This window comes from Aliinostoc sp. HNIBRCY26, assembly GCF_050235535.1.
Taxonomy (GTDB): Bacteria; Cyanobacteriota; Cyanobacteriia; order Cyanobacteriales; family Nostocaceae; genus Trichormus.
Map to the genome: position 1 here is coordinate 5,848,688 of NZ_CP189852.1, position 22,274 is coordinate 5,870,961.

The window sequence follows — 22,274 nt, forward strand, 5'->3', positions numbered from 1 at the left end:
TCATCCAGTGGTTATGCAACTCTAGATTCCTTCCTGTTACCATTTACCTATTTTCTGGTGGTATGAGACTTGAGGGAAGGAAAACTGAGCAAATTATTTGCTATATAAATATAGACATTTTTGATTTGAGTGAATTAGTCAGGCTAATCAAAAATTTGCAAATGTGAGGTGTAGATTTCATGACATCACCTAGATTGTCTACTCCAAAGAAGAAACAAAAGAAATCTTCTTTGAGACTGACACTTTCAGGCGCAGGATTATTAATTGGTATAGGTAGTACGGCATACTTGTTTTTGAGTCAAGGTCAGTTATTTTATAGAGACTTACTGACAGGTGCAAATATTATTCCTAGTGATGCTTTGTTTGCGGTTTCTTTGACTACAGACACCAAACAATGGAAGAAATTACAGGAATTCGGAACGAAAGAAACACAAGCGCAAGTTAATCAAAGCTTAGTTCAGTTACGCGATCGCTTTCTCACCAATTACGGTTATAACTTCGAGCAGGATATTCAACCCTGGGTAGGCGATGAAGTTACCTTGGCAATTTTAGCCCCTCAAGTCAATAAACCAGTTTCTAAGCCAGTCTCCACCATTGACAACCCTGGTGATAGTTCCCAATCAATGGTGATGGTGTTACCAGTTAAAAACCTCCAAAAAGCTCAAACTGTCTTTACTCAACCAAAAACCCTGATCCAAAGTAAATGGATTGACCGTACCTACCAAGGGATTAACATCAAACAAATTGAAGGACAGCCAGGAGAAAACCTAGCGGCTACATTTTTAGATGGCAAATTTTTGGTAATTACAGATAATCCCCAAACCGCAGAAAGAGCGATAGACGCTTATAAAAATAAAACATCTTTAGCCACAATCGGCGGTTTTGCCGATAACTTTCCCAAAATATCTGGTTATCAACCGTTAGCACAGTTTTACATCAACATACCCAACGCTGCCAAAATAGCTGCTACAGCCCCCAATCGTCGTTTACCTGCACAAGTTTTAGCCCAACTACAAAATAACCAAGGTTTAGCCGGAACTGTGACATTAGAAACAGAAGGATTACGCATTAAAGGCGTGTCTTGGCTCAATCCTGGTAGTCAAAGAGTTTTGGCAGTCGAAAATGAAGCAGGTACAATGCAAAATCGCGTACCAGCAGAAACCTTAATGATGTTGTCTGGTGGAAATCTACAGCGTTTGTGGGGCGAATATGTTTTAACCTCACAAGGTAATCCTCTCTCCCCCGTTACACCAGAACAACTGCGGACTGGGGTAAAATCCCTGACTACTCTGGATTTAGAAAGAGATTTACTCAGTTGGATGAAAGGCGAATTTGCGGTATCCATCATTCCTGGAACTCCCAAACCTGGAACTTCGCAAGATTTTCGTGCAGCTTTAGTATTTATGGTGCAAGCCAAGGAACGCCAACTAGCTGAAGCATCAATCAAACAGCTAGATGATGTGATGAAAAATCAATATCAGTTCCAGATTCAATCAACAAAAGTAGCCAATAAACCTGTAGTGAATTGGATTAGTCCATTTGGGACACTCACAGCTACCCACGGTTGGTTAGATGGAAATGTGGCGTTTTTATCTATAGGTGCGCCCGTCACTGATAAAATTCTGCCTCAACCCAGCACTACCCTTGCTAAAAACTCGACATTTCAGCAAACAGTTCCTACAGAACCCAATCCGACAAACGGTCAATTTTACATAGATGTAGAACAGACAACGAAAAATTTTCCCCTACCCAGACTACTCCCCCAACAACAAACCTTGCTAGCTGCTACCCGTTCCATCGGTATGACATCAGCCGTTAGCGACAACCGCAGCACTCGCTATGATATTTTTTTCACACTGAAGAAAGGTGATAGGTGATACCAATTCAAAATTCAAAATTCAAAATTCAAAATTAAGAAATCCATATTTTGCAAGGGTTTCTGGATTGGGGTCGGTTTTATGATTTTTAGTGAATTGGTATGAGACCAGGGTAGACAAGGTAGAATTTCTTGCCCAAACCCCAATCCCCAACTCTTCTTCATTTTGAATTTTGAATTTTGAATTGATTCGTCCCCAATCCCCAATATCAGAAATTTTGAATTTTGACTTGCTCAAACAGATAGGATCAGAACAGTCAGAATTGAAATTTTCAAGAGTCCCCTGCGGAGAACACTTTATGAGTCTGGTTTTACTCCAGAATTGGTTAGATAATGCCTCGTTTGCTGTCTTATTTATCACCATGTTGGTTTATTGGGTGGGAGCAGCCTTTCCCAATCTCAGCGTCACTAATGCGTTGGGAACAGCTGGGATGGCGATCGCTAATTTGTGCATCGCTACGCTTTTGGGTGCGCGTTGGCTAGAGGCTGGCTATTTTCCGTTGAGTAATTTGTATGAATCCCTATTTTTCTTAGCATGGGGAATCACTACAGTTCATCTGATTGCGGAAAATTCCAGCCGTAGCCGCTTAGTAGGTGTTTTCACTAGTCCTGTGGCTATGGGGATTACTGCTTTTGCTACATTGACATTACCATCAGAAATGCAAGTAGCCGAACCACTAGTACCAGCACTGAAGTCTAATTGGCTGATGATGCACGTCAGCGTCATGATGTTGAGTTATTCAGCCTTGATGGTGGGTTCATTGCTAGCGATCGCATTTTTGATTGTCACACGCGGTCAAAATATTCAATTACAAGGTAGTTCATTTGGTAACGGTGGCTATCGTACCAACGGCTACCGTCTGCAAAAAGCTGGTGAATTCATTACACAACCCCCAACACCACCAGCAGAAAACAATGGCTATGCACGGCTAGAAAGCAATAACAACGGTAACGGTAACACCGCCGTTTTAAACTTAGTAACTCCCACTCCAGCCTCAACCCTCACATCAGCACCAACCCTTTCACCCCAACGCCTCAGCATCGCAGAAACCCTCGATAATATTAGTTATCGCGTCATCGGTTTGGGATTCCCTCTACTCACCATCGGAATTATTGCTGGTGCAGTTTGGGCGAATGAAGCTTGGGGTTCTTACTGGAGTTGGGACCCGAAAGAAACTTGGGCATTAATTACTTGGTTAGTATTTGCTGCCTATCTCCACGCTAGAATTACCCGTGGTTGGCAAGGTCGCCGCCCAGCAATTTTAGCCGCCAGTGGCTTTGTTGTCGTTTGGATTTGCTACCTTGGTGTAAATCTTTTAGGAAAAGGTTTACATTCTTACGGTTGGTTTTTTTAACAGTTTTATCCCCTCTTTATTGGCAAAGAGGGGATTTGTAATAATTAAACTTAGATAAGCTAAATCGCCTCATCAAATATATAGTTTCCTAGTCTGCCAATGTACCAATTTATCCGCGTTTATCTGTGTTTATCTGCGTTTCTCTATCAATAAAAACAACATTTCCAATTCTGCTTATCTGTCTCTATTGAAAATGATTAAGATTAATCCATAATTTTATTACGGATAATCTCCCCCAGCAGCAGAAAATATAAATTTAGTTGCGGGATATTCTTTATGACAGACGGATTTGAGCGACTAAATCATGATGAAGTGGTCAGTATAGAACCAGACACTTTCAAGAAACTCGAAATTGCCAAAACTTTTAAAGTTCGTGATTTAATTACAGCAATTAAAGAATATATTGGTGCAGATGAAACAATCGAAGTAGATTTATATACTGATGGCTTAAGTTGTGAAGTTTTGAAATTTAGCGCACAAGGATGGGTGAAAGGAAAAGTCAGACTAGCATTAGAATTTTGTCCTGATGACCCTGATTCACCATTAGATGAAATCTATCAAATTCATCAACAGCTAAAGCAAATTGATCAGGAAACATTATGGTAATAAATAGGGGATTGGGGAATAGGGTTTAGGAAATGGGATGGACTGCACTACACGCCAAAATACATCGTACTTTGCGATCGCGCCACTTATTAGATCGGCGAAAACGTCTGTTAGTAGCAGTTTCCGGTGGACAAGATTCCCTGTGTTTAATGAAACTCCTGTTAGATTTACAACCTAAATGGCAGTGGGATTTAGGTATTATTCATTGTGATCACCGTTGGCGTGAAGATTCCCAAGCTAACGCCTATCACGTAGAAAATCTGGCGAAAAATTGGGGTGTATCTTTTTATTTAGCAACAGCTACTCAACCAGTAAACACAGAAGCAGCAGCCCGTGATTGGCGTTATCAAACTTTTTTAGCGATCGCCCAAGCTCACAACTACCAATATATTCTCACAGGTCACACCGCCAGCGATCGCGCCGAAACTCTCCTGTACAACTTAATGCGCGGAACTGGTGCAGACGGTTTACAAGCACTCACTTGGCAACGTCCCCTAACTGAGAAAATATTGTTAGTGCGTCCCCTATTGGAAGTCACCCGCAAGCAAACAGAGCAATTTTGTCAAGAGTTTAACTTACCAATTTGGGAAGATTCCACCAACCAAGATTTAAAATACGCCCGTAACCGCATCCGTCAAGAATTAATTCCATATTTACAACACAACTTTAACCCCCAAGCCGAATTAGCCATCGCCCAAACCGCCGAACTACTACAAGCAGATGTGGAATATTTAGAACAAGCCGCCAAGCAGTTGCGGGAAGAGGTGATGGGGGATTGGGGACTGGGGACTGGGGACTGGGGACTGGGGAAAGAAGATGAAAAAAGTTCCTTACCGTTGCGTTTAAACAGGCGGGTATTGCAAACAGCACCATTAGCACTACAACGGCGGGTGATGCGTCAGATATTACAAAAAATCCTTCCCGATGCTCCCAATTTTGAGCATATCGAGAAATTAACAGCCCTAATCACCGCACCCAATCGTTCACAAACCGATCCCTTTCCTGGTGGTGCGATCGCTCAAGTCCAAGGTGAATGGATAATATTAGGGACTGGGGACACTTCGGCAAGCTCAGTGCATCGCTGGGGACTGGGGACAAGTTAGACAAGGTAGACAAGGTAGACAAGGGGACAAGGTAGCAAATGAAAAAACCAATGCCCTATGCCCTATGCCCTATGCCCCATTAAGAAGCCAACAACTCTGGCTGAGAGAGTAAACCGCCGATGGTGTGACGAATTTCTGTGATTGTTTGCAATTGATGATCACTAGTTTCTTGAATTTGTCCCAGCGATTCACCGATGCTTTGTAGTTTTTGTTTGATTTCGTCTAGACGGTCTTGAATGGGTTGCAGTGCTTCTTGATAAAGGTTGACTCGCCCCCAACACTCAGCACTAGCCTTTTGTAAGGAACGAAGATTTTCTTCCATTGTTTTCAACTCTTGCTGCTGTTCTTGGATATTGTGGGTTTGATTATCAATCATGCCGTGGTCTAATTCCAGCGCAGCTTGCATTTGCTCAACTTCCCGTTCCAATTTTTGGACTTCTTGAGATTGTTGTTGTCGTTGATTTTCTAGTTGTGAAAGAATGGGGCTAAAGTCAATGTTGTTTTCTTGATCACTGTTAGCAACTGCCTGACCTTGTCGCTTGAGGAGAATGTTTTGGTGTTGCTTAATCAACTTTTGCCGCATTAATAAATTGCGTCTTTGTCCAACTAAAGTCTCGTTGAGCATCTGATAAAGGTCTTGTTCATCGGCTAATTCTTCTTGTAAATTACTGACATCTTGACCGGATGCTTGGCTGATTTTTTGCTTTAACTGTTCTATGGTTTCTTGTTTATATTTCAGTTCTTGTTCTTGGTCATGAACAAAACTAGAGTCTATTTCTAACTTTTCTGATAAATCTTGTATAGTCTTTTGCAGTTCAGCTAGAGGCATATTTTCTAGAGCCTGCACATCAATTTGTTGTCCTGGTAAACCACCACCAGAAGTTGCAGCTACAGCATAAATTTGTTGGTATAACTCATCTTGAGATTGCAACTGTTGTTTGAGGGTTTGCATCAGTTCTTGCTTACTGGCGATCGCAGCCGTATTGACTTTCCATTGGGCTGTTTGTTGCTCTAAAATGTGTTGTGCTTGTTGCCATTCATTTTGGCGATCGCTTACTGTTTTTTCTAGTTTTTCAACTTCTTGTTGCTTTTCTTGAGCTGTTGTTTTCTCTTGTTGAAATTTTTCCCAATGGGGATTGAGTGTAGCCTGCTGTTTTTCCACAATTTCTTGCGCCGCGTGGAGATGTTCCCGCAAGATTTCTATCGGAGCAACACGGCTAGATAAGCGTTCCAGTAACTCGCTCATCTTCTGACTTTGCGTCGCGTCTAACACTCCTCCTTCTTGCAGACGTTCCTCCAAACGTCGCTGCTCACCCCGCAGATGCTCCCAAGCCCCTTCTAATTCTTGACGATTACGGTCAATTTCTGCTTGTAACTGTTCAATTTTCTCGCGAGAGGTTTCAACTTCTTGTTGTTGTGCTTCTAAACGTTGAAACTCATCTTCCATATTGTGCAACTGTTCTAAGCGCACTTCCATATCCATTTCACGGCGATTTAACTCCTGCGCCTGAAATGTCAGTGATTCCTTCCATTGATCAATTTCGTCTTCCTTGAGCTTATATTTTTCCAACTGACGGGAAAAATTTTGCAAAATATTCACCAATGGCCTACCAGCTTCTTGCAGTCTCTGGACTTGGCGATTGGGATTGACTTCCACCAAAACCAGTGCGCCATCATTTAATTTGCTGGCTTCTTCAGCAGCGATAATTTCTTCCGACACAGGACTCCAATTCTGGTCGGTTCTTTGACAAGCTAGCAGTTTCAATTCAGTTTTGGAATTACCACCCAGTAAGCCGCCTTTCTGCTTTTGTACTTCCGCTAAATACAGCACACCGATATTCCTCTTGGTACGTGATATTTTTGTTTGAAAATATACTTTTAGATAATTCTGCTAACTTGTCTTATTTACCCAACTTGAGTCAAACAAAACAAACAAACCTATTTATAGACGCTTCATCTCACGTCTGCATATCCATAGCAGCGATCTGATCGTGCCTTTATATTTTGTACTGATGACAGTTATGATGACTTCCGTGTTATCACTAACTTTATCTAAAACTATTAAGAAAATTTACGGTTTATAGCTGAAATCATTCCCTGATCAAAACTAGTACAACAAAGCAAAAGAAATCATCTTATAAGTGACGTATGGTTGTGAAAAATCAAGGGTTTAAAGAAAGAGTGTAAGGGTGTAGGAGAAGAAAGATTTTTTTTCCTGCAACTTGAAACTACTTCCGACAGCACCGACGAGCAATTTCATTCAAAGGAGCTACTGAGATTCAATGCAGGGAAATTTACAAGAACTTGACATTCGCAGTATCCTGCAATTAATTGAACTAGGACAGCGAACTGGACAACTGTTCATAGAAAGTCACGACTCTCACCAATATGGTCAAGTATCTCCACCAAGTGAACCGAAAAATTGGTTGATATTTTTCCAGAATGGACAAATTATTTATTCCCAAGCAGGGCATAATAATTTGTCACAAATTAATGATTACTTACGTCCGTATCGTGGGGAATTATCTGCTTATGAACACATAGACGATTTGAACGTAGAAGATACTTCAGAATATGAATATGTTTGGATGCTGATAGAGAAAAATATCATCAATCCCCAACAAGCACAGGTCATTCTTTATCGTTTACTGTGTGAGAGCCTGTTTGATTTGTTGAGTTTATATCGGGGTAATTTTATTTTTCATACCGATACACCCCTAACTCCACAATTAACAAGTTGGGAAATTGCGCCCTTAATCGCCAAAATTATCCAACAATTACAAGAATGGAAACTATTGTACCCATACATTGAATCGCCAGAACAACTGCCAATCCTATCCGAAACCGTGCATCTTTATTCCTCATTACCCATCAACACAGTCAATAAACTCAAGCAATGGGCAGATGGTCAAACTTCCCTACGTCAACTAAGTCGATATCTTGATCGCGATATTTTGACAGTGGCCAAGACAATATATCCATATATCCAACAAGGCTGGCTCAAACTCACATACCCACAAACCACTGATTCCCAATTACCAGCCCCAGAGAGGCCAAAAATGAAAATACTATGTATTGACCAAAGCCAAACCAGTGGAGAGACGGTAGAGTCTATTTTGCGGCCACAAGGTTACGAAGTTATCACCCTCAGCCATCCCTTAGAAGCACTGAGTTTAACTTTTCAACTCCAGCCCCAGATGATTTTATGTGACGCTACTATACCGGAACTAAGTATTTATGAGATGTGTGCCATGCTGCGACAATCTCAAGCATTTCGGTATATACCGATGATTATGCTCACTAGTAAAGATAAATTTATAGATCGAGTTAAGGCGAAGATGGCCGGTTTCACAGACCTATTAACAAAACCCTTTGAGAATAAGGAATTACTAATTTTGCTCAACAAATATCTCAATATTTAATCTGGTGTGACGAAATAAACTCAATACAACACTTGTTGATCCCATAAAAGATGGGGTAAAAAATGTTATCACAGAATCAATCAACTTTCAGAGTACAGTTATTATCCACTCAACTTAGTGAAATATTAGATTGAATTTATACAGTAACTATTTGCAGGGAGAGCAGGGAATGTTCCAAACAGGAACGTCTACACCAGGAGGTAGATAGCCATTTATGAGTACAGTTTTAATTGTGGAAGACAGTCTTGCCCAAAGGGAGATGATTACAGACCTCCTGAAAGCCAGTGGTTTAAAAGTCACCCATGCCACTGACGGACTAGAAGCATTGGAGTCAATTCAAACTGAACCTCCTGATCTGGTGGTTTTAGATATTGTCATGCCCCGCATGAATGGCTACGAAGTTTGTCGGCGATTAAAGTCAGACCCCAAAACTCAAAACGTTCCTGTCGTCATGTGTTCTTCCAAAGGAGAAGAATTTGACCGCTACTGGGGGATGAAACAAGGGGCGGATGCTTATATAGCTAAACCGTTTCAACCAACCGAGTTGGTGGGAACAGTCAAACAACTGCTGCGAGGCTAAGGACGAACACAATATGGTTAGCAAACCGGACTTTTTAAATGGCAGTGGTCAAGATCACTTTCGTCCTGAATTTCAAGTAGAAAGTCCTGAAGGTGAGTTACATTTGCGGTTTTACATTCCCTCGCATCAGGAGTTTGCACTACCCGCAACTGGTATCCGAGAAGTAATGGAATTAAGTCCTGATAGAATTACCCCGATTCCTAATGCTTCTCCTTTACTTTTGGGTACTCTAAATCTACGAGGTCGAGTAATTTGGGTAGCCGATTTGGGTCAATTTTTAGGGGAAGCAACTCCTTTAAACACAGACAAAGCAGAGATTTCGGTAATTGCAGTGCAAGAACAAGACACTATTGTCGGTTTAGCAGTAGATGCAATTGGTGGTATGGATTGGCTGGATGTTCAAAATCTGATGCCACCTACCAACATACCGGATACCATGACTCCCTTTTTGCGTGGAGAGTGGTTATTAGACCCGAAGAAAAATCAGTGTCTAAGACTACTAGATCCGATGGCAATTTTGCGGAGTGCGCGGTGGGCAGGATGATATTGGGAGGGAGGAAATGGCAGCGAGTATAGAAGATTACGTCGAAACATATCAACAGGCTTACACAGCCTACGCGGAACAAAACTATGAAGTTGCCGCTAATTTAATCGATCAGGTGGTGCAGAATGTCCCAGATGACCCGAACTCCCATTTATTGCGGGGTCACATCTACTATGTTTTGCAGCAATACGATATAGCAGAAGTAGAATATCAAAAAGTTTTGGAATTAACTGATGATTTTGAATTGATTGGGGTAGCACAAAAGAGTTTAGAGAATATTAGCCAATACCAACAACTAATCGTAGAGCCACTTGATGCTCCAGAATCAGTCAATATCGCCAGTACACCTGATTCTCTAGAATTGGCATCATCAGAATTAGAAGATTTAGGAGCTATCGATAGCTTTGACCTCAGTGGCTTTGATTTAAACGGTTTGGAAACTAATCAAGCTGTCAATGCCGCAGAAATTGCTCTAGACAACCCCTTTGAAATTCCTACAGATACCCTGGGAACACCATCCGTGCCAGTATCTACACTGGCGGCGAATCATGATCCTTTTGCGGTGGATGAACCAGCAAATGAGCAGAATTTAGATTTATCCGCCTCAGAAGGGTTAGGAGAACTAGAATTACCTGTTTTTTGGCAAGATGAACCATCAACAGACAGCTTTGAAGAGTTACAGGCGGATGCTAATTTTTTAGATAGTAGTTTAGAATCCTCACCTGAAGACCACAATATTATCGATTCACCCTTTGGAGAATTTGAGACACCCGCCAATCTGAATGGACAATACAAAGCGGCGGAATTCTTCAATTCCTCAGAGGAAGAAATATCAACTGAGTCAGAGGAACAACTGAGAGAGAATTTTTCCTTAGAGCAGGAGGAGATTCCAGAAAGTCTGACATCAACAGAGGATGATGATATCTCGATTCCTGACTCTAGTGCAGCTTGGTTAGAAAAAATCGCTGATCAAGAAGAATCCTTCCAGACTCCCTCACAGATGAATGGCAGGTTCTCTCCAGTAGAACAGCCATCTTCAGAGGACGTTAAGCCAGAAATGCAAACTTTCGATATTGATGAAAGTTTTGATTTTGAAGCGTTTGAGTCAGCTTTTGGTTCAGAAAGCATAGCAGAGGATGAAGATCCTAGCAGTATCCTCAATAAAGACAATGCCAAAAGTAATATCGAATTTTTAGACGACTTTGATGAATTTGATGATTTAGGTAGTATTCCAGGGTTTGATCTAGCTGATGCCGATTCTAGCTTTAGTGATGTGATGCTTTCCAATTCTGCGGAACTGGGCAGCATTGCCCAGCCGAAAGTAGAACCTATCACTAATTCAGCGAGCGATCGCGATGAAGAACTCTTTAGCATCACCGGTTCGCAAGAGTCAGTACCCGTATTTACCCAAGCGGATGTCGCCAAAGTTGAACCCCAAGTCAGCGTTGAGCAAGGCTGGTTAGCAGGCTTAGAAAACGCTAGCCTCGATGCGAAACCTTGGTTAGTTGGGGGGGCGGTGGGCGTGTTCTCTGCTTTGGTAGTGGCGACAGTCAGCTTTGCATCCACCAGTTTTTCCCCTCCCCAACAACGGGAAACGGTACGCAATACCGGTTGGGCGATGTCCCTAGCCGCAGGGATCACAGGTTTTGCTACGGCGGCTTTTATGGGTAATCTCACCCTGAAACAAATGCGCCGCACTACCAAGGATTTGCAAGCCCAATTTGATGCTGTGCGCCAAGGTAATTTAAATGTACAAGCCACGGTGTATTCCGAAGACGAACTTGGACAATTAGCGGCTGGCTTTAATGAGATGGCGCGGGTAATTTTAACTACCACCTTTGAAGCGCAACGCAAAGCCGATGAACAAGAAGAAGCGAAAGAAAACCTACAACGCCAAGTAATTCGCCTCTTAGACGACGTAGAAGGCGCAGCTAGAGGGGATTTAACAGTCCAAGCGGAAGTAACAGCCGACGTATTGGGTGCGGTAGCCGATGCCTTTAACCTGACAATTCAAAACCTGCGAGACATTGTGCAGCAGGTAACAGTCGCCGCCAAGGAAGTAACCAAAGGTGCAACCAACTCGGAAACCTTTGCTACTGCCCTATCTAGTGATGCTTTAAGACAAGCCGAAGAATTAGCAGTCACCTTAAATTCTGTGCAGGTGATGACTGACTCAATTCAACGGGTGGCAGAAGCGGCAAGGGAAGCCGAAGCTGTAGCCCGTGATGCCAGTACGATCGCGCTCAAAGGCGGTGAAGCTGTAGAAAACACCGTGGCGGGGATTTTAGAAATTCGGGAAACTGTAGCTGAAACTACCCGTAAGGTGAAACGATTAGCGGAATCTTCCCAAGAAATTTCTAAGATTGTGGCCTTAATTTCTCAAATTGCCTCCCGCACCAACTTACTGGCACTCAACGCCAGTATTGAGGCAGCCAGAGCCGGCGAAGCGGGACGGGGGTTTGCGATTGTGGCAGATGAAGTCCGTCAGTTAGCGGATAAATCAGCTAAATCCTTAAAAGAAATTGAGCAAATCGTCATGCAAATCCAAAGCGAAACAGGCTCAGTAATGACCGCAATGGAAGAAGGTACACAACAGGTAATTAAAGGCACAAAACTAGCTGAAGAAGCCAAGCGATCGCTTGAAAATATCATTCAAGTGGCAAATCGCATTGATGGCTTAGTGCGCTCAATTACCAGCGACACCGTAGAACAGACGGAAACCTCCCGTGCTGTTGCCCAGGTAATGCAATCAGTAGAACTCACAGCCCAAGAAACATCCCAAGAAGCACAACGAGTTTCCGGCGCACTACAAAACTTAGTTGGTGTATCCCGTGACTTGATTGCTTCTGTAGAACGTTTCCGGGTAGACACCATGCAAACAAAGTAATTAGTCAATAGTTCAAAGTCCAAAGTCAAAAGTTCAAAGTTTACATAATTGGCTATTGACTGATGACTAACAACTCAAATAAGCGGTGACTAACTACTAATGACTATTGACAGATGACTAACGACTATTGACTATTGACTAAAAAACTATGCTGCCTGAACAACAACAGCGAATTTTAGGCTACTTTATTGAAGAAGCCAGAGACCACCTCAACACCATTGAACAGGGGTTGCTCAATCTTCAAAGTACCTTAAATGACCCAGAACTGATTAACGAAGTTTTCCGCGCCGCACATTCTATTAAAGGTGGTGCAGCCATGCTGGGCTTAACTAGCATTCAGCACACCGCCCACCGTCTAGAAGATTGTTTTAAAGTTCTTAAAGAAAATCCGATTCAGGTTGATCAAAAACTAGAATCATTATTCCTTGGTGTATCTGACACTCTCAAAGCCCTACTCGAACAGTTAAGCGGCCCCTTCGGACTGTCAGAAGAAACGGCTAATACCTTGATGTCAGAGACAGAACCTGTATTTCAATGGCTGAATCAGCATCTAGAACTATTAGTGCAGCAAAGTGATGCTGGAGTAGATACATCAAATGTCAATCAACCAGCAGCCGCAGATAGCGTCACTAGCCTCACAGCTATCTTTTTCCGTCAAGATGTACCGACTCCGACTCCCATAGACAAAACTCCTGCACCCCAAACAGTGACAGCTACAGGGAATGATCGTTGGAGCGAATTTCAAGCCCAAGTTCTACAAACACTGCGGGAAATGTTGCAATTATTTAAACAACCCGCAACACCAGAATCTCGTCAAAATCTCCAGCAATGCTGTCAGCAGTTAGTTACACTAGGTCAAACTTGGAATTTATCTAATTGGTGCAATTTATGTAAAGCCGCAACCACAGCTATTGGGAATACCGAAAATAGTTATATCACCTTAGCAAAGATCGTCATTACAGAGATTAAACAAGCACAAGAGTTAGTGCTGCAAGGTAGAGAAACTGATATTACTATTAGCCAACAACTAGAAGCACTTTGGGATTCTCCGAACACTGCTTTAATCGAAGTGGCTCAAAATCTGTTAGGTGATGTACCATCCACCATCACACCATCATTAGCATCTATACCTCATGAAATCTCTTCAGACTCAACTGAGGATTTCGCCAGGGATCATACCCTCGATATATCAGCAGATAGAGTCACTAGTCTAACTGAAGTCTCCGAACAGCTAAATGTTGCAGCAGAGGTACCAACCTCTATAGAACACCCTGTGTCTGAAAACGAGACTACTGGCAATCCGTTCTGGGAAAATGAAACTACACCATTTGCTCATAGTGCCACAATAGAGACGAATGGCCCAGAAGTGGGATTAGCTGAGTTAAATACCTTAGCTGATTTATTTGAAGGTGAAACACCAGAACTAGATGAAAGTTGGCAACAAGATGACGTTGTAGAGATTGCAGACTCTAGTGAATTAGGGGCAGAGATTAGTCAAACCGTCATTCAAGTATTTGATAATGATATAGCCGATTTTCTCTCATTAGAAGGAGATGATCAGGAGTCTGCAACTAGCACAGATAAAAATGAAGACTTCGGGTTATTATTTGGAGAACATCTATCAGAGCCAGAACAATCGCCAGCAGCAGCTACAAATGAGCAAATATTGCCAGAAGTCACATCAGACGATGACATCAACGACTTTTTGGCAATTACAGCAGGCAATCGCACCTTAAATCAGGATCAAAATAACATTCCAGAACATCAAACCATTCCTGATTTACCGGAACTAAATAACCTATCAGATGATTTCGATAATCTATTTATAGAATCAGAAATAAATACTGGCACGTTTGAGCAAGCTAATCTTACTCTTCCACAAGAAGAACAAGTAAAAACAGCATCAGAAAATCTAGAATTAGAAAATTTATTTGGCAATTTAGAAACTGATACTCAACTATCTGCCAATACATTAGAAACAATTAACAATTTATTTGATGAACAGCCTATTACGGTACTAGAGTTTACTGCACCTGACCAAACTTTAGATGATGTTTATACGCAAGAAAATCCAGGAGAAACAGAAAAGTTATTATCCTCCGTAGGTGAACATGAGATAGGAAAAGAGTTAGAAGAGAGTTTATTTGCTGCGGCTGGTGAAATTTTCCCTGTTGATGAAGATTCTAGCAATTCAGGTGTTGAAGCCTTCGGATTAGTTGATTTAGATGCAACTTTCTTCCAATCTGAAGAAGATGTAAAAATAATATTAACAGCAGATTTAAACAGCACCTCCCTTATAGATCCTCATGTTAATAGTGATAATTCTCAAATAGAAATACCAGAATTATCCCAGAACGCAGAAGTTTTAGAGTTCATTTCTGATTTGGATGATCAGCTATCGGAAACATCTGCAATAGAAAGTGCAATATCATTTGCTGAATTAGATGTTGATGTATTGACAGGTAATGATGGTGCTGATTTTATCCTGGGAAATCTAGAACAAGCAGATGATGATTTATTTAACTCAGCGAATAATCTCAATCTACACCAGGAGCAAGATGCACAAACGGTAGCAAATATTGCTATTGATCTAGATACAAATATTGAGTTTTCTGATATTGATGAGAGTGGTGCATCTGACTTAGCTGCGAATTTACTAGCAATCCAAAATGAATTACCAACAACTGATCTAGAGGCATGGGCTATTCCGATTAGTCAGTTAACAGATATTGTGATTGATGACATTAATGATGATGTTAATCAAGGAACTATTGACAAAATATTCGATACACCATTTGCAGAAAATCCTAGCTTAGATTTTGGTGATTTAGATTTATCAACTCCCAGCATTGAAATAACACAAACAACAATTCAAGACATACCAGATAATCTCAATCTAGATATGGGTGAAGGACTATTAAGCACCCTAGATGCAACAACATCAGATTTAGACTTTGGCGATTTATCCATTTCTAGTAGTGAAATAACACAAACAACAATTCAAGACATACCAGATAATTTCAATCTAGACGATGAATTATTAACAACTCTGGATGAGACAACATCAGATTTAGATTTTGGTGATTTATCCATTCCTAGTAGTGAAATAACACAAACAACAATTCAAGACATACCAGATAATCTCAATCTAGATAATGAATTATTAACTAACCTGGATGAGACAACATCAGATTTAGATTTTGGTGATTTATCCATTCCTAGTAGTGAAATAACACAAACAACAATTCAATACATTCCAGAAAATTTCAATTTAGATGATGAGTTATTAACAAACCTGGATGAGATAACATCAGATTTAGATTTTGGCGGTTTATCCATTCCTAGTAGTGAATCAACACAAACAACTCAAGAAACATCAGAAAATATCAATCTAGATATGGGTGATGAGTTGTTAAACACCCTAAATACAAAAACATCAGATTTAGATTTTGGTGATTTATCGACTCCCATCATTGAATTAACACAAACAACAATTCAAGACATTCCAGACAATCTCAATCTAGACGATGAATTATTAACAACTCTGGATGAGACAACATCAGATTTAGATTTTGGCGATTTATCTTATCCCACTAGTGAACTAACACAAACAACAACTCAAAACACATCAGAAAATATCAATCTAGATATGGGTGATGAGTTGTTAACCACCCCAGATATAACAACATCAGATTTGGATTTTGGTGATTTATCGACTCCCATCATTGAATTAACACAAACAACAATTCAAGACATTCCAGACAATCTCAATCTAGATGACGAATTATTAACAACTCTGGATGAGACAACATCAGATTTAGATTTTGGTGATTTATCTACTCCCAGTATTGAATTAACACAAATAACAACTCAAGAAGTTCCAGAGAATATCAATCTAGATATGGGTGATGAGTTGTTAACTACCCTGGACGATTCAGCATCAGATTTGGATTTTGGTGATTTATCTGCACCCACTAGTGAATTAACAACTAATAGTAATGATTTAATAAATGAAAATCCCGATAACATCTCTGCGGACAAACTAGATAACATAGGGATACTTGAGGATGAACTAGGGGGTATTAATTCAACACATGAAACTGATTTAGTAACACAAGTAGACACTAAAAACGAAGAAGAATTTGCTGATTTAGAAGCCTTGCTAGAGATGGAATCATCTCCCAGTAATGATATTAATGCTATTCAAGACGATGATTTTGCAGCATTAGAAGCATTGTTAGGGGAAGAAGATATTCCACCAAAAGAAAATGTAGTAAAACCTGAAGTAATTTCGACTAATGCGCCAAAATTTACTCCAGCTACTCCTAGCAATCCAATTGTATTGCCATTAGTGCAAGATGATTTTAGAGATTTAGAACAGTTGCTAGCACAAGCAGATCAAACTATATCTCAGTCAACACCAGTAAAACAACCACCGGCTAAATTACAGCGTTCTTCTAATCGTCGTCAGGCGAAATTTGAAGAAACTATGAAAGTTCCAGTCAAGCAACTGGATGATATGAGTAACTTAGTAGGTGAATTGGTAGTTAATCGCAACACTTTAGAACAGGATCATGAAAGGTTGCGACAGTCTTTAGATAATTTGTTAGTGCAAGTGCAACAGCTCTCAGATGTGGGAGCAAGAATGCAAGAATTGTATGAGCGATCGCTTTTGGAAGCGTCTTTGTTAGCTAGTCGCAAAACTAGGGAAGCTCATTTCTACAACAATGATTCCCATAGTGACAGGGGTTTTAGCCCAGAAGAAATGGATCGCTTTACTCCTTTCCACACACTGTCTCAGGAAATGATCGAGTTGATTGTGAGAGTCCGTGAGTCAGCTAGTGACATTGACTTCGTGACAGAAGAAACTGAGCGAGTGGCGCGACAGTTCCGTCAGGTAACAAGTCAACTGCAAGAAGGACTCACACGCGCGCGCATGGTTCCTTTTTCCCAGACTATTGATCGTCTGCGGCGTGGTGTGCGAGACAATGCCATCAAGTATGGTAAACAGGTGGAATTAATGATTGAAGGTGGCGACACCTTAATTGACAAGATGATTTTAGATCATCTTACCGACCCGTTGACCCATATGCTCAACAATGCGATCGCCCACGGAATTGAAACACCTGATATCAGACAAGCATCTGGTAAAGCAGCTGGAGGTACTATTACTATCCGTGCATTCCATCAAGGTAATCAAACAGTAATTTCTGTGGGTGATGATGGAGCAGGTATTGATACAGACAAGATTAAAGCTCTAGCCTTGAAACGAGGCCTGATTACACAATCCCAAGCAAAAGCAATGTCCCGCTTGGAAATCTATGATCTATTATTCCAAGCTGGATTTAGCACCAAAGATGAAGCCGATGAAATTTCTGGTCGTGGTGTCGGGATGGATGTGGTGCGTTCCGAAATTAGTGAAATTCGCGGTATAGTCAATACTGACTCTACTTTAGGTAAGGGAACAACCTTTACAATTCGTTTGCCACTCACCTTAAGTATTTGTAAAGCTTTATGTTGTGTTTCCGATAAAGCGAGGGTAGCTTTCCCGATGGATGGTGTGGAAGATACTCTGGATATCCCCATCAAAAATATCCAGAAAAACGCCGAGGGACAATCCTATATTTCCTGGCGCGATACCGTTCTGCCATTCCGTCCTTTGAAAGAATTATTAACCTTTAATCGCCAACTCAGTCGCGGTAATGTTTACGGTGGTACTAGAGATGATGATATGGTGTCTGTGGTGGTGGTGCGATCGGCAAATACTTTGTTGGCTCTTCAAATAGACCAAGTTTTAAGCGAACAAGAAATTGTAATTAAGCAATTTGAAGGGCCGGCACCTAAACCCATTGGAGTGGCGGGTGCAACGGTTTTGGGTGATGGTCGCATTATGCCAATTGCTGACGTACTGGAACTGATCGACATCTTCCAAGGACGGATGTCTAAACATAGTGGAGGCGCGCCTTGGCAACAAGCATCTAGTCCCATTGTGCCAGAAGTTCAGACCGAGAAAATTGACCCCACTGTACTTATTGTTGATGACTCAATCACAGTCCGGGAATTGCTCTCACTCACCTTTAACAAAGCTGGGTATCGTGTGGAACAGGCGCGGGATGGTCAAGAGGCTTGGGATAAGCTCCGGTCTGGGTTGCCTTGTGATATCGTCTTCTGTGATATTGAAATGCCCCGTTGCGACGGTCTGGAGTTGCTCTCACGCATTCAAAAAGACCCAAATCTCAACCACTTACCCATTGCTATGCTCACCTCACGGGGTGCGGATAAACACCGTCAGATGGCGATTCAGTTAGGTGCTAGTGGCTACTTTACAAAACCATACCTAGAAGAAGCGTTACTAGAAGCTGCTGTGCGGATGTTGAAAGGTGAAAAATTAGTAAATAGTAGTGGTAGTTAATTTATCGCTATACTAGTGTGTCCGTAAGATGGGGATGAAATGGGGAAATTGCGATCGCCATTTCATCTCCATTAGGCTCATTACCGACACAGAATTATATGATCTACCCTGACACTCAAAAAATTGATCAGATTGATGATTATCACGGTACTTCAGTAGCAGATCCCTACCGTTGCTTAGAAGACCCAGATTCAGAAGCCACTAAGAGTTGGGTTAAGGCACAAAATGAAATTACTTTTGCTTATCTAGAAAAAATTCCTGCCAGAGATAAAATTAAACAGCGTCTCACCAAACTTTGGGACTATGAAAAATATGGTATTCCTTTTAAAGAGGGAGATAACTATTTTTATTTCAAAAATGATGGACTGCAAAATCAAAGTGTGCTTTATACTTTAAAGTCCCTCAATGATGAACCAAAAGTGTTACTAGACCCCAATAAATTATCTGAAGATGGTACAGTAGCCCTTTCTGGTTGGGATGTTAGTGATCATGGTAAATTATTGGCTTATGGGATATCTACCTCTGGTTCTGATTGGCAACAATGGCAAGTCAGAGATGTAGAAACAGGCGAAGACTTACCAGACCAGATTAAGTGGATTAAATTTTCTGGTGTGTCTTGGACAAAGGATCATCAGGGATTTTTTTATAGTCGTTATGATGAACCTCAAGAGCAAACTAAATTAGCTGATATTAACTATTTTCATAAGCTTTACTATCATCGTTTAGGAACACCACAATCAGAAGATATATTAATTTATCATCGTCCTGATCAAAAAGAGTGGGGATTTTATGGTGAAGTTACAGAAGATGGTCAGTATTTAATCATTTCTATTTGGTTGGGAACAGATTCAAGAAATTTAGTTTTCTATAAGGATTTAACGAATGAGAGTGCAGAGGTAGTAGAGTTAATTCATCAGTTTGAAGCAAATTATAGTTTTATTAATAATGATGAGAGTATTTTCTATTTTCGTACTAATTTGGATGCGCCACGAGGTAGATTAATTGCTATTGATATTAATAAACCTGAACAGAAATTATGGCAAGAAATCATTCCTGAATCGACAGCAACTTTAAAGCAAGTCAGGATGTTAAATAATCAGTTCGTAGCTGATTATTTGAAAGATGCTCATTCGCAAATCAAAATATTTGCTACTGACGGCACATTGATCAAAGATGTAGAATTACCAGGACTAGGTGCAGTAGGTGGATTTGGTGGTAAGCGGGATGCTACGGAAACTTTTTATAGTTTCACGAGTTTCACTACACCAGGAACTATTTATCACTACGATATGGTGACGGGAAAAAGTGAAATCTTTAAGCAGCCAAGCGTAGATTTTCATCCTGAAGATTATGAAACTAAACAAGTTTTTTACGAGAGTAAAGACGGTACAAGCATACCGATGTTTATCACTCACAAAAAAGGTATTGCTTTAGATGGAAATAATCCTACATATCTCTACGCCTATGGTGGTTTTCGGATTTCACTGACTCCCAACTTTAACGTGAGTATGTTGGTGTGGATGGATATGGGGGGTGTTTATGCCATGCCAAATTTGCGTGGTGGCGGTGAGTATGGTGAGGAATGGCATCAAGCCGGGATGAAGGAGAAAAAGCAGAATGTTTTTGATGATTTTATTGCTGCGGCTGAGTGGCTGATTGATCATAACTATACAAAACCTGGGAAGTTAGCGATCGCAGGCGGTAGCAATGGCGGTTTACTTGTCGGTGCTTGCATGACTCAACGTCCAGATTTATTTGGTGCAGCTTTACCAGCCGTTGGTGTTTTGGATATGTTGCGCTTTCACAAATTTACCATCGGTTGGGCTTGGACTACCGAATATGGTTCACCAGATAGTCCCGAAGATTTCCCCATACTTTACGCCTATTCACCTCTGCATAACCTCAAATCAGGTACAAGCTACCCAGCTACTTTAATTACTACAGCTGATCATGACGATCGCGTGGTTCCTGCCCATAGTTTCAAGTTTGCCGCAGCTTTGCAAGCGGTTCAAGCTGGTGACGCACCAACACTGATTAGAATTGAAACCAAAGCCGGACACGGTGCAGGTAAACCCACAACCAAAATTATTGAGGAAGCCGCAGATAAGTGGGCGTTTTTAGTTAAGGTTCTGGATATGGGTGTTTAGCTTGATACCATTCATCGCGCAGAATCGCAAACCACATCTCGTCTACCCAATTGTTTTTGAACCACAAACTCTTAATAAAGTGACCTTCACACCTCATTCCAACTCGTTGTAGTAGTTTAATAGATGCGGTGTTCTCTGCATCGCAATTAGCACGGATACGATGCAGTTTGTAAGTGGTAAATAGATAGTCAAGCAGATAAGTTATCGCCTCTGTAGCATAGCCTTTACTTTGGTATTTCCGCGCCAAGGTAAATCCAATTTCTGCCTGTTGTTCATCATCAGCTAAGATACAAAAAGCACAGTCTCCAATCATCTCCCCTGTTGACTTGAGTTCAATGGCTAACTGATACCATTCACCTAAGACACCAGGATTTACCTGTTGCAATGATTCTATAAATGCTGTTGCTTGTGCTTCAGAGAAAGGTACATCCCAACTTTGATACTTTGCCACCTCTGGATCAGACCGATAATTGGCAAATGCGATTGTGTCGCTGCATTGAAAGTTACGAAGAAGTAGACGGGGTGTTTGTTGTTGAATAGTAACTGGGGAAATAGATACTTGTTCTCCCCAGGTTTTGTGTTGTTCATACACAATCTTATCTATTTCTTCTTTCGGCAGATCAGGATGACTATCAAGCCACTCTATTAGCTGCACTGTCTCATGATCATTATGTGCTATCTCTTGAATAAAGTTTAGTTTTTCCTGTCCTAGAAATTTTACCAAGTCTTCCTGATAGTCTCCAAAGAGTCCGCCACAAAAGGGAGATTTATCATAACTACCAAATTTTTTAATAAAGTCGTATTTCAAAGAAGCAATTGGAAATTTTAATAAATGAAGAATAAGAATCAGTTGAACGCACTCCTGAAAGGCTTGATACCACCTCTCAAATAAAGTCTCAGAAGACTCTTGCTCGAAACTCATTTTTTGGTAATCACCAAATGTAGAATGAGGTACGCCTTTTGTGTGAACATAATTATGTAAAATACTTAATTTATCAAAAAAATCTTTAAGAGGATATCTTTCATTAAAAATCTGAATATTTAAATTCCTGAGTAGTTTATTTTGAATTTCTTTGGTAAATGGAGTCTTTTCCCTAGCCAGTAACCAATTTTTAAAGGTGATATCATCTTCACCTACTATAGCCCAGTAGGTCGATAATATTCCTAATTCTAAGGCGGTTCTCAAAGACATCAAACCTTGCTTAAAGAAGCCAAACTTAGTTATCTCATAGGATGATTTAAACTCATGATAAGCTTCCATCATAGCAAAATTTGAGCCGCTAAAAAAATTAGCCCCATCTTCAACTGGGTAACTCTGAGAAAGCACAAAAATCAAATTTAT

At 40.8% G+C, this 22,274-nt stretch carries 12 protein-coding genes; 10 read left to right on the forward strand and 2 right to left on the reverse strand.

Going from position 1 to position 22,274, the window contains the following annotated elements; translation table 11 throughout:
* Positions 1-179 precede the first annotated feature (179 nt).
* The 4 genes from ACQFX9_RS24805 (at position 180) to tilS (ending at position 4,940) form a co-directional block, all read left to right on the forward strand.
* Positions 180-1,877 carry a DUF3352 domain-containing protein gene (locus tag ACQFX9_RS24805; protein ID WP_427159235.1) on the forward strand — a complete coding sequence of 566 codons (1,698 nt, stop codon included), beginning with the start codon at positions 180-182 and terminating at the stop codon, positions 1,875-1,877.
* A 298-nt stretch (positions 1,878-2,175) separates the two neighbouring features.
* A complete protein-coding gene (gene ccsB / locus ACQFX9_RS24810; protein WP_427159236.1) occupies positions 2,176-3,231 on the forward strand; it encodes a c-type cytochrome biogenesis protein CcsB in 1,056 nt (351 codons plus the stop codon).
* Positions 3,232-3,507: 276 nt separating this feature from the next.
* The gene (locus ACQFX9_RS24815) at positions 3,508-3,837 is read left to right on the forward strand and encodes a KGK domain-containing protein (protein ID WP_427159237.1); all 330 of its coding nucleotides are present in this window, start codon (positions 3,508-3,510) and stop codon (positions 3,835-3,837) included.
* Between the two features lie 32 nt (positions 3,838-3,869).
* Positions 3,870-4,940, forward strand: coding sequence for a tRNA lysidine(34) synthetase TilS (tilS, locus tag ACQFX9_RS24820; RefSeq protein ID WP_427159238.1), 1,071 nt, complete (start codon positions 3,870-3,872; stop codon positions 4,938-4,940).
* Between the two features lie 79 nt (positions 4,941-5,019).
* On the opposite strand, the gene hmpF is transcribed toward tilS, so the two are convergent.
* Entirely contained in the window at positions 5,020-6,771 is a 1,752-nt protein-coding gene (gene hmpF, locus ACQFX9_RS24825) for a pilus motility taxis protein HmpF (protein WP_427159239.1), read from the reverse strand.
* A gap of 451 nt (positions 6,772-7,222) precedes the next feature.
* On the opposite strand from hmpF, the gene ACQFX9_RS24830 reads away from it, so the two are divergent.
* From ACQFX9_RS24830 to ACQFX9_RS24855, 6 genes are all read left to right on the forward strand, one after another.
* Positions 7,223-8,362 (forward strand): response regulator, encoded by a 1,140-nt coding sequence (locus tag ACQFX9_RS24830; protein ID WP_427159240.1) that lies wholly within the window; start codon positions 7,223-7,225, stop codon positions 8,360-8,362.
* A 214-nt stretch (positions 8,363-8,576) separates the two neighbouring features.
* Positions 8,577-8,942: a response regulator transcription factor gene (locus ACQFX9_RS24835; protein WP_103137596.1), complete on the forward strand. Its 366-nt coding sequence runs from the start codon at positions 8,577-8,579 to the stop codon at positions 8,940-8,942.
* A 13-nt stretch (positions 8,943-8,955) separates the two neighbouring features.
* On the forward strand, positions 8,956-9,486 hold the full coding sequence (locus ACQFX9_RS24840; RefSeq protein ID WP_427159241.1) for a chemotaxis protein CheW: 531 nt from the start codon (positions 8,956-8,958) through the stop codon (positions 9,484-9,486).
* A gap of 16 nt (positions 9,487-9,502) precedes the next feature.
* Positions 9,503-12,373 (forward strand): methyl-accepting chemotaxis protein, encoded by a 2,871-nt coding sequence (locus ACQFX9_RS24845; protein ID WP_427159242.1) that lies wholly within the window; start codon positions 9,503-9,505, stop codon positions 12,371-12,373.
* A 148-nt stretch (positions 12,374-12,521) separates the two neighbouring features.
* The gene (locus ACQFX9_RS24850; protein ID WP_427159243.1) at positions 12,522-18,785 is read left to right on the forward strand and encodes a response regulator; all 6,264 of its coding nucleotides are present in this window, start codon (positions 12,522-12,524) and stop codon (positions 18,783-18,785) included.
* A 98-nt stretch (positions 18,786-18,883) separates the two neighbouring features.
* Positions 18,884-20,932 (forward strand): prolyl oligopeptidase family serine peptidase, encoded by a 2,049-nt coding sequence (locus ACQFX9_RS24855; protein ID WP_427159244.1) that lies wholly within the window; start codon positions 18,884-18,886, stop codon positions 20,930-20,932.
* Here the strand turns inward: ACQFX9_RS24855 and ACQFX9_RS24860 are convergent.
* Positions 20,907-22,196, reverse strand: a complete 1,290-nt coding sequence (locus ACQFX9_RS24860; protein ID WP_427159245.1) for a GNAT family N-acetyltransferase — start codon at positions 22,194-22,196, stop codon at positions 20,907-20,909. The two genes, ACQFX9_RS24855 and ACQFX9_RS24860, sit on opposite strands and share 26 nt — an antisense overlap.
* Between the last annotated feature and the right edge of the window lie 78 nt (positions 22,197-22,274).